Below are 14,439 nucleotides of genomic sequence, written 5' to 3' on the forward strand. Positions count from 1 at the left end.
GGCAATCCAATCCTAACCTCTCTTGACCACCCGCCACCCCATAGGATCTGAGGCGCTCGCGAAGCGAGCCTCGAAGGATGCACGGCCCCGCTAGTGGCCGTCGATCCTTCGAGACGCGCGCAAGAGGGCGCTCCTCCAGCGACGACGGCGAAGCCGTTGCGCGGGGATGACGGGGATAGAGCGAGTTGCGGGGTCAATTGGATGGGATCACGCCTATCCATCAAGCCCACCGATATCCGCAACCAGCACCGTGCCCGTCACCGACTCCGTGATGTACAGCCTATCGCGCTTGGCGCTTCCGATCGCCACATTGGTGCAGCTCTGTCCAGCGCACGACTTGATCCGCGCGATGCACTCGCCGTTCGGCGCAAAGACAAAGACGTGGCCTAGCGAGGCGTGGGCGACGAACAGCCGGCCCGCCTTGTCCATCGTCATGCCGTCGGGCCCGCTCGGCCCGAACATCGTGCAGAAGCGTCCGACCTTGGACACGCTGCCATCGTTCATGAACGGCGCGCGCCAGACCGCATTGTCGCGCGTCATCGCGACGAACAGCACGGCCTCCTGCGGATCGAGCACGAGACCGTTGGGGCTGGGGCAGGTGTCGATCAGGCAATCGAGCTGCCCGTTGGTCCTGAAGCGATAGACACGCCCGGTCGGATCGTGCAGGCCGGTCTGGCCCTGGTCGGTGAAATAGACATCGCCATTACCGGCGATATGCAGGTCGTTGCAGCCGCGGAACGATTCCGAATTGCGCGACCGCAGCACCGGCGTGACCTTGCCCACTCTCGGATCGAGCTCCATCAGCCCATTCCGGTAATCGGCGATCAGAATGCGGCCGTGAGCATCGATCTTCAGCCCGTTGGGCCAACCGTCATATTCGGCGACCAGCGACCATCTCTTGTCCGGCGCGATCCTGAAGATGCGGCCGAAAGGAATATCGACGATGTAGAGATTGCCCGCGGCATCGAATGACGGGCCCTCGATGAAGCAGTCAGTGACTGCCCCCGGCCGGTTGGCATCGGCCCATTCGCTCGCAACCTTGCGGCGGAATTCGGCGGGGACGGACGAGAAGACCTCGGTCGGGATCAGTTTCGGCGGCGTTTCCAGATACATCATTTCTTGGTTCACCCGTTGGCGGAACGGGTGGACTGTAGAGGACATCAATCGAGCCGCCAATGTCTCCTGCCGTCATTGCGAGGAGCGAAGCGACGAAGCAATCCATTCCCTCCAAACCGCGGTGAGATGGATTGCTTCGCTTCGCTCGCAATGACGGGAGTGCTACTTCACCGCGACCAACTTCTGCTGGTCCGGCGCCGAACCGCTCTGCGCGATCAGCCGCTTCAGTTCGGGGATGCAGTGTTGCCGGACCGGATGCCTATGCGGCCTCGACGAAGCGGTGGCGCTCGTAGAGGAATTCGAGCACGCGCTGCCGGCACTTGAGGTAGCCGGGATTGGTCGCGAGCTCGAGCCGCTTGCGCGGCCGCGCCAGCGGCACTTCGAGCACCTCGCCGATCCGCGCGCTCGGGCCGTTGGTCATCATCACGATGCGGTCCGACAACAGCACGGCTTCGTCGACGTCGTGGGTGATCATCAGGATGGTGTTGCCGAGCTTCTGGTGCAGCGCCATCACCGAATCCTGCAGATGCGCGCGCGTCAGCGCGTCGAGCGCGCCGAACGGCTCATCGAGCAGCAGCACCTTCGGCTCCATGGCGAGCGCACGCGCGATGCCGACGCGCTGCTTCATGCCGCCGGAGATTTCGTTCGGCCGCTTGTCCCTGGCATGCGCCATCTGCACGAGGTTGAGGTTGTGCATCACCCAGGCATCGCGCTCGGCCTTGCTCTTGGTCTTCGCGAACACCTTGTCGACGCCGAGCCTGACATTCTCATAGACGGTGAGCCACGGCAGCAGGCTGTGGTTCTGGAATACCACCGCGCGATCCGGCCCCGGCGAATTGACCTCGCGGTTCTCCAGGAGCACGCAGCCATTGGTGGTGCCGGTCAGGCCGGCCACGATATTGAGCAAGGTCGACTTGCCGCAGCCGGAATGTCCGATGATCGAGACATATTCGCCCTTGTCGATCGTGAGGTTGATCTCCTTCAACACCTCCGTCGTGGCGCTGCCGCGGGTAAAAGTCTTGTCGATATGGTCGAGCTTCAGATAGGCCTGCATGACTTGTCCCCTCAGCTTGCGGCGGTGCCGCGGGTCACGACCTTGCCGAGCCCCGCGATCAGGCGGTCGAGCACGAAGCCGATGATGCCGACATAGAACAGCGCCAGGATGATTTCGCTGATATGCGAGGAATTCCACGCATCCCAGATGAAGAAGCCGATGCCGACGCCGCCGATCAGCATCTCGGCCGCGACGATCGCGAGCCACGACAGGCCGATACCGATGCGCAGGCCCGTGAACATGTACGGCGCGGCGGAGGGAATCATGATCTTGGTGAAGAACTCGAGCGGATTGAGCTGCACGACAGCGGCGACGTTGCGGTAGTCCTGCGGGATGTTGCGGATACCGACCGCGGTGTTGATGATGATCGGCCACACCGAGGTGATGAAGATCACGAAGATCGCCGACGGCTGGCCGTCGCGGAACGCGGCGAGCGACAGTGGCAACCAGGCGAGCGGCGGGATCGTGCGCAGCACCTGGAACAGCGGATCGAGCCCGCGCATTGCCCAGACCGATTGTCCGACCAGCGTGCCGAGCGCGATGCCGGCGATCGCGGCGAGCGAATAGCCGAGCGCGACGCGCTGCAAACTCGCCGACAGGTGCCAGAACAGGCCCTTGTCGATACCGCCGTGATCGAAGAACGGATCGAAGATCAGCTCCTTCGTATCCTTGAAAACGCGCGAGGGCGGCGGCAGGGCCGAGCCGGCACGGCGGCACACCAGCTCCCAGACGAGGAGCAGCAGCGCGAGCACGACCAGCGGCGGCACTACGCGCACCGCGGCCTCCTTCGCCATCTTGGCGTACTTCTCTGACACGGGCGCCCGCTTGGGCGTCATGGTCACGACCGGCGCCGCTGCCGCGGTGGTTGAGATCGCAGCCGCGGTGACTTCGGTCTTCATGGCAGGCATGGACATTGACAAAGTATCTCCGTGGTCAAATGGGTGGGCCGCGCGCGACCAGCGCGCAGCCCTGCTCGGATCAGACGTCAACGCGCTTGATGGACAGCGACTTCAGATAGGCGGCCGGATTCTCCGGATCGAACACCTTGCCGTCGAAGAAGGTCTCCTTGCCGCGCGAGGTCGAGGCCGGGATCTCGGAGGCGGGCACGCCGAGCTCCTTGGCGGCCGCGCGCCAGATGTCCTCGCGGTTGACCTTGCCGATCAGGCCCTTGGCGTCGAATCCCGCTTCAAACTTGCCCCAGCGGATGTCCTCGGTGAGGAACCAGAGCTCGTGGCTCTGGAACGGGTATGACGCGAAGTCGCGCCAGTACTTCATGATGTGCGGCGAGTTCTCGACCACCTTGCCGGTGCCGTAGTCGAACTTGCCGGCGGTGCGGTCATAGACGTCCTCGACCGGGCAGTTGATCCACTGCCGCTTGGCCATGATGGCCGCGAGCTCCTGCTTGTTCTCGGCCTTGTCGGCCCATTGCTGGGCGTCCATCACGGCCATCAGAATGGCCTTCGCCGCGTTCGGATACTTGTCGACCCAGGCGGCGCGCATCGCGAACGACTTCTCCGGATGCTTGTTCCAGATCTCGCCGGTGTTGACCGCGGTGTAGCCGATGTCCTGGTGAATGAGCTGCAGATTCCAGGGCTCGCCGACGCAGAAGCAATCCATGGTGCCGACCTTCATGTTGGCGACCATCTGCGGCGGCGGCACTACGATTGTTTCGATGTCCTTGTCGGGATCGATGCCGCCGGCGGCGAGCCAGTAGCGGATCCAGAGATCGTGGGTGCCGCCCGGGAAGGTCATCGCGGCCTTCACCGCCTTGCCGGACGCCTTCTTCTTTTCCAGTGCCGTCTTGAACGGCGATGCGTCGGTCGAGAGCTTGAGGTCGGCATATTCCTTGGCAACCGAGATGCACTGCGCATCGAGGTTGAGCCGCGCCATGATGTACATCGGCGTCGGCTGGTTGTTCTGCGTCACCTTGCCGGCCGAGATCAGATACGGCATCGGGGTGAGGATATGGGCGCCATCGATGCCGTTGCCCTCGGAGCCGAGCACGAGATTGTCGCGTGTGGTGCCCCAAGAGGCCTGCTTCTGCACATCGACATCGGGCATGCCATATTTGGCGAACAGGCCCTTGTCCTTGGCGACGAACAGGGGACCGGCGTCGCTCAACGCGATGAAGCCGAGCTTGGCGCCCTTCACCTCGGGGCCCGCGCCTTGCGCAAATGCACCCGCGGGGAAATTGAGCTTGGCCGCGGCGAGCAGCGCGGCGGTGCCGCTGGTTGCCTTCAGGAGGCTGCGGCGGCTGAGGCCACGGCCTGAGGGCTTGTTGGTGGGCTTGGTCATCGGTCGTCCTTTGCGTCGTTGCGTTAGGGTGTTGCGTCTGTGCGTCGAGCGCCGTCCGTCGGGTGGCGACGCGCGCGGGGCGCAAGAGGGCGTGCGCCGGGGAGGCCCCGGTCTGGCGGCGTCAGAAATCCGATGGGGTGGCCTCGAGGGACGGCTTCAATGGCGTCGGCACTGACTATTCAAGCCTTGTGCCAAGCTGCCGCAGCGCGAAAATTGATTTTGTCGCAAGACCTTGCGCAACATGTCGCAGCGCGCGCGAAATTTCTGCGCGCACCTCAAATTTGCGATTCGCTCAATTCTTGTGCGTCGCACAAGAATTGAGCAGACCGCTTTTCAGGGCGTTGATCAGGCGACTTCGGTCACCTTGGTGCCGAGCGGCGCCGGCGCCATTCCGCCGCCGGGCTTCATGTGGAATTCGTAGGTCATCAAATTCCAGGGACCGTCTGCCGGCTTCCCGTCCGGCATCACCGGATCGGTGCGCTTCTCGATCCTGGCGACCAGTTCATCCTTCACGCCGAACACGACGTCGGAATCGAGATATTTGTCGCCATCCATGAAGACGTGCGTGATCAGCGGCTCGTAGCCCTTGGCATTGACCAGGAAATGCACATGCGCCGGCCGCATCGGGTGGCGGTTGGTCTCGGTGATCATCTGCCCGACCGGGCCGTCGGTCGGGATCGGATAGCTGCACGGCACGATGGTGCGGAACAAGAAGCGACCGTCGGCGTCGGTGACGAAGCGTGCGCGCGACGACGGGCCTTCGCTGGCGTAGCTCGCCTTCTGCGAATCGTAGAAGCCGTCGCCATCGGCATGCCAGACGTCCACCGGCACGCCGGCAAGCGGCTTGCCCTTGAGGTCGGTGACGCGGCTCTGCACGAACATACGCTCGCCCGGCAAATCGGCGGAGATATCGGTGCCGTGCGGCGTCACCCTGTGCTCGCCGACATAGAACGGGCCGAGCACCGTGGTCTCGGTCGCGCCGTCGCGATCGCGGTGGTTGACCGCATCGACCAGCATCGACACGCCGAGCACGTCGGAAAGCAGGATAAACTCCTGGCGGATGTCGGTGCACTTCTGGCCGGTGCGGGTCAGGAAGTCGATCGCGTAATCCCATTCCTCGAAGGTGAGATCGGTCTTGCGCACATAGTCGTGCAGCGACTTCACCAGTTCCTGCAGCAGGAACTTGGCCCGCGGATTGGGCGTCTGGTCGAAGCTGCGGATCACGGCGGCGGTGAGTTCGGTGTCGTTGAACTGGGTCATCTCTGCGTTTCCCTGGGGCGCGCGACTGCGGCCCGCGAGCCTACACCAGCGCCCCCCACCGGGTAAGCCGCGGCGGTTGGTGCAAGGCACACTTTTCGGCTATCAAGACCTCCCTGCCAGCCGGAGAAGAGCCTGATGCTAGCCCCTACCCCTGCCTCCCCCGAATCCGCGGGAATGTCGACCGCGGCGCTCAACCGCCTCGAAGCGCATCTGAAGAACCGCTACATCGACGCCGGCCGCTTTCCCGGCACCCAGGTGCTGATCTATCGCCGCGGCAAGATCGTGCATTCCGCAGTGCAGGGCTTTGCCGATCTCGAGCGCAAGGCGCCGGTCAAGGACGACACCATCTTCCGCATCTATTCGATGACCAAGCCGATCACGTCAGTCGCCTTCATGATGCTGGTCGAGGAAGGCCGCGTCGCGATCGATGAGCCGGTCGCCAAATACATCCCGGAATGGAAGAACCTTGGCGTCTTCGCCGCCGGCACCGCGCCCGCCTTCCTGACACGTCCGCCGTCGCGGCCGATGCTGATCGTCGACCTCCTGCGCCACACCTCGGGCCTCACCTACGGCTTCCAGCAGCGCTCCAATGTCGATGCCGCCTACCGCGAGAAGAAGATCGGCGAGGTCATCAAGGCCGGCACGCTCGACGGCATGATCGAGGACCTCGCGAAGATCCCGCTGGAATTCTCACCAGGCGAAGCCTGGAATTACTCGGTCGCAACCGACGTGATCGGCTACCTCGTCGGCAAGATTTCGGGCATGCCGTTCGAACAGTTCCTCAAGGAACGCATCTTCAAGCCGCTCGGCATGAACGACACCGACTTCTTCGTGCCGGCCGAGAAGGCGCATCGCTTCGCCGCCTGCTATTCCGCCGATCCGCAAGGCGGCTTCAACCTGCTCGCCGCCGAGCGCAAGGGCACGCTGACGCTGCAGGACGACCCGACCACGAGCTCGTTCCTGTCGCCGCCCTCGCTGATCTCGGGCGGCGGCGGGCTGTGCTCGACCGCGGCCGACTACCTCACCTTCTGCCGTGCGCTGCTCAACGGCGGCGAACTCGGTGGCATCAGGCTGCTCGGTCCGAAGACGCTGAAGCTGATGACCTCCAACCACCTGCCCGGGGGCGTCGACCTGCCGGCGATGTCGCGTTCGCTGTTCAGCGAGGCCGCCTATAACGGCATCGGTTTCGGCCTCGGCTTCGCCGTCACCATGAACCCGGCGCAGACGCTGATCGCCGGCAGCCCCGGCGAATTCAACTGGGGCGGCGCGGCGACGACGTCGTTCTTCATCGATCCCGCCGAAGAGCTGATCACGATCTTCATGACCCAGGTGCTGCCGTCGAGCGCCTATCCGCTGCGTCGCGAGCTGCGCACGATGGTCTATGCGGCGATCACCGAGAGCAATCTCTGACGGTTGACCCATCCGCGGCGCACCGCGCGCGCCGCGGAATTTGGCACGCAAGTTGCTACGATGCCCCTGTTTGGACTAGCCGATCAGGGGAGTATCGCCATGTCGACCATCACAGCGGTTGCCGCGGAAACACGCAAGCCGCTTTACACGTCGCTGTTCGTTCAGGTGCTGATCGCGCTATTGCTCGGCATCGTGCTCGGCATGGCGGTGCCGGATTTCGCCGTCTCCCTGAAGATCCTCAGCGACGCGTTCCTGAAGCTGATCTCGATGATCGTCGCGCCGATCGTGTTCTGCGTCGTCGTGCACGGCATCGCCGGCGCCGGCGACCTCCGGAAGGTCGGGCGCGTCGGCGTCAAGGCACTGATCTATTTCGAGGCGATGACGACGGTCGCGCTCGTGATCGGCCTCCTTCTGGCTTATTTGTTCGGCCCCGGCCACGGCATGAACATCGATACCTCGACGCTCGACGCCAAGGCGCTCAACACCTATGCCGACAACGCCCACAAGCTGCAGGGCGGCGGCATCGGCAGCTTCCTGCTGAACGTGATTCCGACCACCTCGTTCGACGCCTTGTCGCGCAACGACGTGTTGCAGGTGCTGTTCTTCGCCATCATCTTCGGCGTCAGCCTGGCGCTGGTCGGCGGCGAAAAGGGCGAGAAGATCTCGTCGCTGATCGACGCGGCGTCGACCGTGCTGTTCCGCGCCATGGGCCTGATCGTGCGGATTGCCCCGCTCGGCGTGCTCGGGGCGGTCGCCTACACCGTCGGCAAATACGGCGTCGGCTCGCTGAAGCAGCTGGTGTCGCTGGTCGCGCTGTTCTACGTCTCGGTCGCGGTCTTCGTGCTCGGCGTGCTCGGCGGCGTGATGGCGCTCGCCGGCGTCAACATCGTGAAATTCCTCGGCTACCTGCGCGAGGAGCTGATGATCGTGCTCGCGACCGCGTCCTCCGACGCGGTGCTGCCGCAGATCATGCGCAAGCTGGAGCGGCTCGGCGTCAAGGACTCGGTGGTCGGCCTCGTGATCCCGACCGGCTATTCCTTCAACCTTGACGCCTTCTCGATCTACCTGACGCTGGCGGTGGTGTTCATCGCGCAGGCGACCAACACGCCGCTGTCGTTCGGCGACCTGCTCCTGGTGCTCGGCATCTCGCTGATCACCTCGAAGGGCGCGCATGGCGTGCCCGGCTCCGCCATCGTAATCCTGGCGGCAACGCTCAATGCCGTGCCCAGCATCCCCGCGATCGGCCTTGTGCTCGTGCTGTCGGTCGACTGGTTCATCGGCATGGCGCGCGCACTCGGCAATTTGATCGGCAACTGCGTCGCCACCGTCGTGGTCGCGGCCTGGGAAGGCGATCTCGATCGTGACCAGGCGCGCCGGGTGCTCGACGGCGCCGAGACGGTCGACGTCACCGCGGGCTAAAGGCGGATCATCGACACAAGGGGTTGTGCCGTGCCGAGCGGGCAACGCGCACAAGGCACCGCACGACGGCACGCAAACGCGCCGCCCGCGATCGATCGGGCTTGTCGGAAATCTACTTGATGAGCTTCAGATAGGGCGGCAGTTGCCTGGTCGACGGCGTCGCCGGCTCCGGCGGCAGTTCGTTCGCCGCCATCATGTCGCACAGCGCCTTCAGCTCGGAGTCCGTCACCTTGTGAAGCTCCATCCGCAGCTCAAGGATGGCAAGCGACAGCAATCGCGCGGTCTCATCGCTGGCGCGGTCCAGCAGAAACGTCTGACACTCTTCCAGAGTCGTCAGAAGCGAGCGCAATCGTTGTTCTGTATTTGCCACCGGCATGTCTTCCGCTCCCGAACTCGCGAGGTAGAGTCGAGGCATTCCCCTCTTTCGTTTCATTTGCCTCTCCCACCAAAGTTCGCCGGCGTGGTCAGGCGCGAGCTTGTTCCCGATGATCCAGAACTTTTGGGCAATTGTCCAGCAACATTCCGAAAGCTCACGGCGCGCTTGCGTCAACCTTTCGCTGGGTGCTGTCGCCGCAGCGTTGCAGAGCACCGATCCCTGACCTTGCGCCAACACTAGCAAGGGTTGCATCTCGTCAACGACGCCCGTAAGATAGAAATGCCCGTAGGAATACGGGGCATGAGCATCTCCGCCGGTAAGCATGCGCGCAAAATCTGTGGCGATCAAACTCGTGGTAGTTGTGGATCGGTCAATATTTTGCCAAATGTAGAAGGCGGGGTGTCGAGAGACGCCTTGGCGTGATCGACTTTAGGTAGTCGGGCGCGTCGGTATCAGGGTGCTTCCATTGCGCAAATGCGATTGGATACCACCCCGCGATCTTCTTGGATTACCGTGGTTGTCACGACCAACTGACGATCCAAACGAACTTTAACGCGGTACATCATGGACGAATCCCTGACCTATCAAGGCCAGGGCTTCCCGATTTGAAGGACGGGTCACCAGAATGAACAGATCAGCAGCAAAGAAGATGAAACAGCGCAGTGCCGGCAAACCGGACATTGAGTTGGGCAAGCGGATTCGCCTGCGGCGTGTGGAGCAGAAGATCTCCCAGGCCGAACTCGGCGATAAGCTTGGCGTCAGCTTCCAGCAGGTCCAGAAGTACGAGAAGGGCGTCAACCGCGTCGGCGCTGCCCGCCTTCAGCAGATCGCCACCGCGCTCGACGTGCCGGTCACCTTCTTCTACGACGGCGACAACAAGGCACGTGAGGTCGAGAGCCTCCTGTTCCTGGACAGCGCCTTCAGCCTGCGGTTGCTGCGCGCCTACAGCAAGATCAAGGACCAGACCGTGCAACGCCAGCTGGTGTCCTTGATGGAATCGATCGCCGCCAACGAAGACTGAGCGGCGTCAGTCAGATCGCGGTCCCGCGAACGCGATCGACAAGCCCGAGCGGATCGGCCGGTAGCCGGTCGCCGCGCCATGCTACCTGTTGGCCGGACCGGGACGTAACAAAGCGCTGCCATCCTGGATGGCGGCGCTTTTTACTTGCGGCCTCGTCGGTCGCGCCTTGCCGTCGTCATTCGATCTGGGCGCCGGACTTCTTCACGATCAAAGCCCAGCGATCAACCTCGGCCTTGATGTAGGCGGCAAAGCTCGCCGGCGTCGACCCGGGCAACGGCTCTAGCGTCAGCGCGGCGAGCCTGTCGCGCGTGGCGGGTTCGGCCAGCAGCTTGCCGATCTGTCCCGCGAGCTGATCGACGATGTCGCGCGGCGTACCCGCAGGCGCGACCACCCCCTGCCAGGCCACCAGTTCGAAGCCGGGCAGCCCGCTCTCGGCAAGGGTCGGAATCCCGGGTGCGGCGATCACGCGTTTCGGCGTGGTGACGCCGAGCGCCCTCACCTTGCCCTCCTTGATCTGTTGCAGCGCCGGGCGCAGGTCGACGACCATGAAGGGGATGTGTCCGGCGATGACATCCAGCATCGCCGGCATGCTGCCGCGATAGGGCACGTGGCGAATTTGAATGCCCGCTGCCGCCTTCAGCATCTCCGCACCAAGATGCTGCGGACTGCCGTTGCCGGCCGACGCGAAGGCCAGTCCCGGCTTCGACTTGGCGTAGGCGATGAACTCGGTCAGCGACTTTGCCGGAATCGATGGGTTGATGATCAGCACGAAGGGAACGTTGGCGATCAGCGCGATCGGCGCAAAATCCCTGACCGGATCGTAGGGCAGTGTCTTGTACAGCGCCTTGTTGATCGCCAGTGTCGTCGAGGTCGCCATCAGCAGCGTGTAGCCGTCCGGATCGGATTTGGCGACCTGCTCGGCGCCGAGCGTGGTGCCGACGCCGGGCCTGTTCTCGACGACGACGGTCGCCCCAAGCCCACTCTTCAGTTGGTCGGCGACCATCCGGCCAAGCAGATCGGTGGTGCCGCCGGCCGGATAGGGCACGACCATCTTGATCGCGCGACTAGGATAACCGCCCTGCGCCGAGGCCGGGACGCCCGCGAGCAGCGCCAGCGCGCCGCCACTTCCTGCAATGATGTCCCGGCGCGTCAGCCGCATGGCATTTCCTCTGCTTTTCTTCTCTGCTTTTTTCTCTGATTTTTTTGGCCCGCTGCCGAACCATCACATCGGTCAACGCGACTTAGCAGGGGAGACAAAAGTCCGATTCGGGCGGCAGAGTGGTGACGAGGTTGCAGCGACGCAACAACCGCAACCGAAACTTAATCAAGACGCAACGCTCATGAGAAAAATCTTGCGACACGCGCATGCGGACTTACCGCCCTGCCGTTCATCCGGACGGGCGGCCGCGCTTCAGGCTTCAACATCCGCGCCTCGCGCGCATTCCGGGGACGTCAGACATGCAGAGAATGACACTCGTCGCCATGGCCGCGATGCTCATTGCCGCGCCGGCCTTCGGCCAGGGCGCCGGCGCCGGTGCGCCAGGTACAGCCGCTCCGCCTCAGCCCCATCACGTCGCGCCCGCAGCGACCGCTCCGGCGGGCGCGGCAACTGCGGCGCACGCCACTCCGGCCAAGCCGGCCGCGCCCGCCTCCACGCCGGAGCAGCGATCGGCCGCGGCCCTCGCGCTCTCGCACGAACCGACCTATGATGAAAGCAGCGCGCAGCGTATCCGCGAGGCCGCACTGAGCTATTCCGATCTGGCCGTCCGTGGCGGATGGCCAACAATCCCGGCGGATGCCAAATTCGCGATCGGCACGGCGGGGGCGAATGACGAGTTGCTGCGCAAGCGCCTGATCATGAGCGGCGATCTTGCCGCCGACAAGGCCACCGGCGGCTATGACGATACGTTGGCGGAGGCGGTGAAGCGCTTCCAGGCCCGCCATGGCCTCGCCGCCACCGGCACCGTGACGCCGCGCACGCTCGCCGCGCTCAATGTCCCCGTCCAGAAGCGGATCAGGCAGCTCGAGGCGTCGCTGGAGCGGCTCGCCCAGATGAGCTTCCCGTTCGGTCAGCGCTATGTGGTCGTCAACATTCCCGCGGCATTCGCCGAGGCCGTCGAGGACGACAAGGTGGTGCGGCGCTATCGCGTGATCGTCGGCAAGACCGAGAAGCCGTCGCCGACGCTGACTGCGGAGATCACCAGCGTCAATCTCAACCCCACCTGGACCGTGCCGTCGTCGATCGCGAAGAGCGAAATCTCGGCGCATATGCGCAAGGACCCGACCTATCTGTCGCGCATGCACATGGACGTGCTCGACAGCCACGACAATCCGATCGATCCGAATTCAGTGGACTGGTCCGGCAACCACACGCCGAACTTCACGGTGCGCCAGCAGAACGGCACATGGAATGCGCTCGGCGCGGTCAAGATCGACATGCCGAACTCCTATTCGGTCTACATGCACGACACCAATCAACGCAACCTGTTCAACGACGACTACCGCTTCGATTCTCACGGCTGCTCGCGCGTCGACAATGTCCGCGATCTCGCCGCATGGCTGCTCAAGGACCAGCCGCAATGGAACAGGGCCGCGATCGACGCGGCGATCGCCACCGGCCAGCGCCAGGACGTTCATATGCTGAAGAAGGTCCCGGTGGCCTGGATCTACCTCACGGCGTGGATGACCAAGGACCAGACCGTGCAGTTCCGCAACGACATCTACGCCCAGGACGAGCAGCTCCTGGAAGCGACCACAGAGGAAGCGGCGTTCTTCAACAAGGCCGCCGAGCATCCGCTGACTGCGCATCTGGCGCAGTAGATCGCATCGCCCTGCCAATTCGTCGCGCGACCGATTGTCGCCCGCGCGACGAAGCGACGTCAGAACTCCGCATTTGCTTCGTTGAACCCGACGTCCGCGACACGAGCCCATTCTCGGCTCGTCTTTTTGTCGCGGCAACCAAGCGGCCGCATGGACGTTTGCAATGTTCAACGAAGGAGTTCTCAATGAAGATCAAGCTTGCTGTGATGGGATTGGCCGCTTTGGCAAGCGCTGCGCTGGCATCGGGTGCGGCCTCGGCAATGCCGAACGGGCTCGCGCAGGCCGGCCGCGTCGCGAGCGAGACGCCCAACATCGCGCAGGTGCGCTATGTCTGCGATTCCTGGGGCCGCTGCCATTGGCGGCCGGGCGCATACGGCTACTACGGACTGCGCCATCATGGATGGCATCATCGTCCGCACCACTATGGCCACCATCACCACGGGCCGCGCCATCACGGCGGACATCATGGCCGCGGTCATGGGCACGGACATCACCGCTAACCTCAATGAGGGGGCACGGGCCCCCTCATCCCTTTCGGTCAGAGCGCCGCCAGCACCGCCTTTGCGATATCGGCGGTGCCATTGCTGCCGCCGAACTCGAACGGCTTGATGCCGTCGGCATAGACCTTGTCGACCGCGCGCTCGATTCGCGCGCCGGCCTCGGCTGCACTCGGCAGGCCATGCTTGTCGGCCAACCAGTCCAGCATCATCGCAACCGAGAGGATCATCGCGGTCGGATTGGCCTTGCCCTGCCCCATGATGTCGGGCGCGGTGCCGTGGCAGGGCTGGAACACGGCATGGCGGTCGCCGATGTCGGCCGACGGTGCCATGCCCATGCCGCCGATCAGGCCCGCCGTGAGATCGGACAGGATGTCGCCGAACATGTTCTCGGTGACCATGACGTCGAAGTCCCAGGGCCGCTTCACCAGCGCCGCCGCGGCCGCGTCGATGTAGAGGTGATCGGCCTTGACGCCGGGATGCCGCTTTGCGGTCTCGTCAAAGATCTCGCGGAAGAAGGCGAAGGCCTTGAACACGTTCGCCTTGTCGACGCAGGTCAGCCCGCCATTGACCTTGCCTCGTGCCTTGCGGCGCTCGGCGAGGCGGAAGGAAAATTCGAACAGCCGCTCCGACGTTCGGCGCGTGATCACCATGGTCTCGCGCGCCTCGCTGTCGGTGACGACGCCCTTGCCCATCGAAGCGAACAGGCCTTCGGTCGATTCCCTGATGACGACGAGGTCGATGCCCTTCTGCTCGGCACCGACGATCGAGCTCGGCACGCCCGGGATCAGCCGCGCCGGGCGCACGCCGGCATAGAGGTCGAAGATCATGCGCAGCTCGATCTGCGGCGCGATCTCGGTATTGTCGGGATAGCGTATCGACGGCAGGCCGCAGGCGCCGAGCAAGATCGCGTCGGCCTCTTCGCACAGTTTGATCGTGCTGTCCGGCATCGACTTGCCGGTTTCCTTGTAATTGACAGCGCCGGCCGGCGCCTCGGTGAAGCGGAATTTCAGATCGGTCGTCGCCTCGATCCGGCGCAGCACCTCGAGTGCGGGCGCCATCACCTCCGGACCGATACCGTCGCCGCCGAGGACGGCAATGTGGAAGGCGTTGTTGGCGGACATAGCGATTCCCTCAGGCTCACAACGACCGAAGTTCAAGAGCTCGTCAT

13 protein-coding genes are annotated in these 14,439 nt (G+C 64.0%); 5 read left to right on the forward strand and 8 right to left on the reverse strand.

Annotated features, from left to right (window positions below):
* Window positions 1-213: 213 nt before the first annotated feature.
* The 5 genes from ACFFWD_RS12225 to ACFFWD_RS12245 form a co-directional block, all read right to left on the reverse strand.
* Window positions 214-1,116 (reverse strand): SMP-30/gluconolactonase/LRE family protein, encoded by a 903-nt coding sequence (locus ACFFWD_RS12225; protein WP_376965292.1) that lies wholly within the window; start codon window positions 1,114-1,116, stop codon window positions 214-216.
* 259 nt (window positions 1,117-1,375) lie between these two features.
* A complete protein-coding gene (locus ACFFWD_RS12230; protein ID WP_376965294.1) occupies window positions 1,376-2,170 on the reverse strand; it encodes an ABC transporter ATP-binding protein in 795 nt (264 codons plus the stop codon).
* A gap of 11 nt (window positions 2,171-2,181) precedes the next feature.
* Complete coding sequence (ntrB, locus tag ACFFWD_RS12235) at window positions 2,182-3,084, reverse strand: nitrate ABC transporter permease (protein WP_376965296.1); 903 nt, start codon at window positions 3,082-3,084, stop codon at window positions 2,182-2,184.
* Window positions 3,085-3,148: 64 nt separating this feature from the next.
* Window positions 3,149-4,465 carry a CmpA/NrtA family ABC transporter substrate-binding protein gene (locus tag ACFFWD_RS12240; RefSeq protein WP_376965298.1) on the reverse strand — a complete coding sequence of 439 codons (1,317 nt, stop codon included), beginning with the start codon at window positions 4,463-4,465 and terminating at the stop codon, window positions 3,149-3,151.
* A gap of 345 nt (window positions 4,466-4,810) precedes the next feature.
* The gene (locus ACFFWD_RS12245) at window positions 4,811-5,725 is read right to left on the reverse strand and encodes an intradiol ring-cleavage dioxygenase (protein WP_376965300.1); all 915 of its coding nucleotides are present in this window, start codon (window positions 5,723-5,725) and stop codon (window positions 4,811-4,813) included.
* 135 nt (window positions 5,726-5,860) lie between these two features.
* On the opposite strand from ACFFWD_RS12245, the gene ACFFWD_RS12250 reads away from it, so the two are divergent.
* Together ACFFWD_RS12250 and ACFFWD_RS12255 are read left to right on the forward strand one after the other, a co-directional pair.
* A complete protein-coding gene (locus ACFFWD_RS12250) occupies window positions 5,861-7,135 on the forward strand; it encodes a serine hydrolase domain-containing protein (protein ID WP_376965302.1) in 1,275 nt (424 codons plus the stop codon).
* Between the two features lie 99 nt (window positions 7,136-7,234).
* Entirely contained in the window at window positions 7,235-8,554 is a 1,320-nt protein-coding gene (locus tag ACFFWD_RS12255) for a dicarboxylate/amino acid:cation symporter (RefSeq protein ID WP_376965304.1), read from the forward strand.
* A gap of 112 nt (window positions 8,555-8,666) precedes the next feature.
* Here the strand turns inward: ACFFWD_RS12255 and ACFFWD_RS12260 are convergent, their stop codons facing one another.
* On the reverse strand, window positions 8,667-9,254 hold the full coding sequence (locus tag ACFFWD_RS12260) for a hypothetical protein (RefSeq protein WP_376965306.1): 588 nt from the start codon (window positions 9,252-9,254) through the stop codon (window positions 8,667-8,669).
* A 301-nt stretch (window positions 9,255-9,555) separates the two neighbouring features.
* Between ACFFWD_RS12260 and ACFFWD_RS12265 the strand changes: the two genes are divergently transcribed.
* Complete coding sequence (locus tag ACFFWD_RS12265; RefSeq protein WP_016844123.1) at window positions 9,556-9,951, forward strand: helix-turn-helix domain-containing protein; 396 nt, start codon at window positions 9,556-9,558, stop codon at window positions 9,949-9,951.
* A 175-nt stretch (window positions 9,952-10,126) separates the two neighbouring features.
* On the opposite strand, the gene ACFFWD_RS12270 is transcribed toward ACFFWD_RS12265, so the two are convergent.
* Window positions 10,127-11,110 (reverse strand): Bug family tripartite tricarboxylate transporter substrate binding protein, encoded by a 984-nt coding sequence (locus tag ACFFWD_RS12270; RefSeq protein WP_376965309.1) that lies wholly within the window; start codon window positions 11,108-11,110, stop codon window positions 10,127-10,129.
* Between the two features lie 299 nt (window positions 11,111-11,409).
* Between ACFFWD_RS12270 and ACFFWD_RS12275 the strand changes: the two genes are divergently transcribed.
* Both ACFFWD_RS12275 and ACFFWD_RS12280 read left to right on the forward strand, forming a co-directional pair.
* Window positions 11,410-12,771, forward strand: a complete 1,362-nt coding sequence (locus ACFFWD_RS12275) for a L,D-transpeptidase family protein (protein ID WP_376965311.1) — start codon at window positions 11,410-11,412, stop codon at window positions 12,769-12,771.
* Between the two features lie 185 nt (window positions 12,772-12,956).
* Complete coding sequence (locus ACFFWD_RS12280; protein ID WP_376965313.1) at window positions 12,957-13,271, forward strand: hypothetical protein; 315 nt, start codon at window positions 12,957-12,959, stop codon at window positions 13,269-13,271.
* 38 nt (window positions 13,272-13,309) lie between these two features.
* Here ACFFWD_RS12280 and ACFFWD_RS12285 read toward each other — a convergent pair whose 3' ends face one another.
* A complete protein-coding gene (locus ACFFWD_RS12285) occupies window positions 13,310-14,392 on the reverse strand; it encodes an isocitrate/isopropylmalate dehydrogenase family protein (protein ID WP_376965315.1) in 1,083 nt (360 codons plus the stop codon).
* Window positions 14,393-14,439 lie beyond the last annotated feature (47 nt).

The organism is Bradyrhizobium erythrophlei, assembly GCF_042430365.1.
Lineage (GTDB): Bacteria > Pseudomonadota > Alphaproteobacteria > Rhizobiales > Xanthobacteraceae > Bradyrhizobium > Bradyrhizobium erythrophlei.

Bases quoted from the DNA above. Each gene is read 5' to 3' on its own strand.
- ACFFWD_RS12225 (WP_376965292.1), bottom strand. From the start codon at position 1,116: ATGATGTATCTGGAAACGCCGCCGAAACTGATCCCGACCGAGGTCTTC.
- ACFFWD_RS12230 (WP_376965294.1), bottom strand. From the start codon at position 2,170: ATGCAGGCCTATCTGAAGCTCGACCATATCGACAAGACTTTTACCCGC.
- ntrB (WP_376965296.1), bottom strand. From the start codon at position 3,084: ATGTCCATGCCTGCCATGAAGACCGAAGTCACCGCGGCTGCGATCTCA.
- ACFFWD_RS12240 (WP_376965298.1), bottom strand. From the start codon at position 4,465: ATGACCAAGCCCACCAACAAGCCCTCAGGCCGTGGCCTCAGCCGCCGC.
- ACFFWD_RS12245 (WP_376965300.1), bottom strand. From the start codon at position 5,725: ATGACCCAGTTCAACGACACCGAACTCACCGCCGCCGTGATCCGCAGC.
- ACFFWD_RS12250 (WP_376965302.1), top strand. From the start codon at position 5,861: ATGCTAGCCCCTACCCCTGCCTCCCCCGAATCCGCGGGAATGTCGACC.
- ACFFWD_RS12255 (WP_376965304.1), top strand. From the start codon at position 7,235: ATGTCGACCATCACAGCGGTTGCCGCGGAAACACGCAAGCCGCTTTAC.
- ACFFWD_RS12260 (WP_376965306.1), bottom strand. From the start codon at position 9,254: ATGCTTACCGGCGGAGATGCTCATGCCCCGTATTCCTACGGGCATTTC.
- ACFFWD_RS12265 (WP_016844123.1), top strand. From the start codon at position 9,556: ATGAACAGATCAGCAGCAAAGAAGATGAAACAGCGCAGTGCCGGCAAA.
- ACFFWD_RS12270 (WP_376965309.1), bottom strand. From the start codon at position 11,110: ATGCGGCTGACGCGCCGGGACATCATTGCAGGAAGTGGCGGCGCGCTG.
- ACFFWD_RS12275 (WP_376965311.1), top strand. From the start codon at position 11,410: ATGCAGAGAATGACACTCGTCGCCATGGCCGCGATGCTCATTGCCGCG.
- ACFFWD_RS12280 (WP_376965313.1), top strand. From the start codon at position 12,957: ATGAAGATCAAGCTTGCTGTGATGGGATTGGCCGCTTTGGCAAGCGCT.
- ACFFWD_RS12285 (WP_376965315.1), bottom strand. From the start codon at position 14,392: ATGTCCGCCAACAACGCCTTCCACATTGCCGTCCTCGGCGGCGACGGT.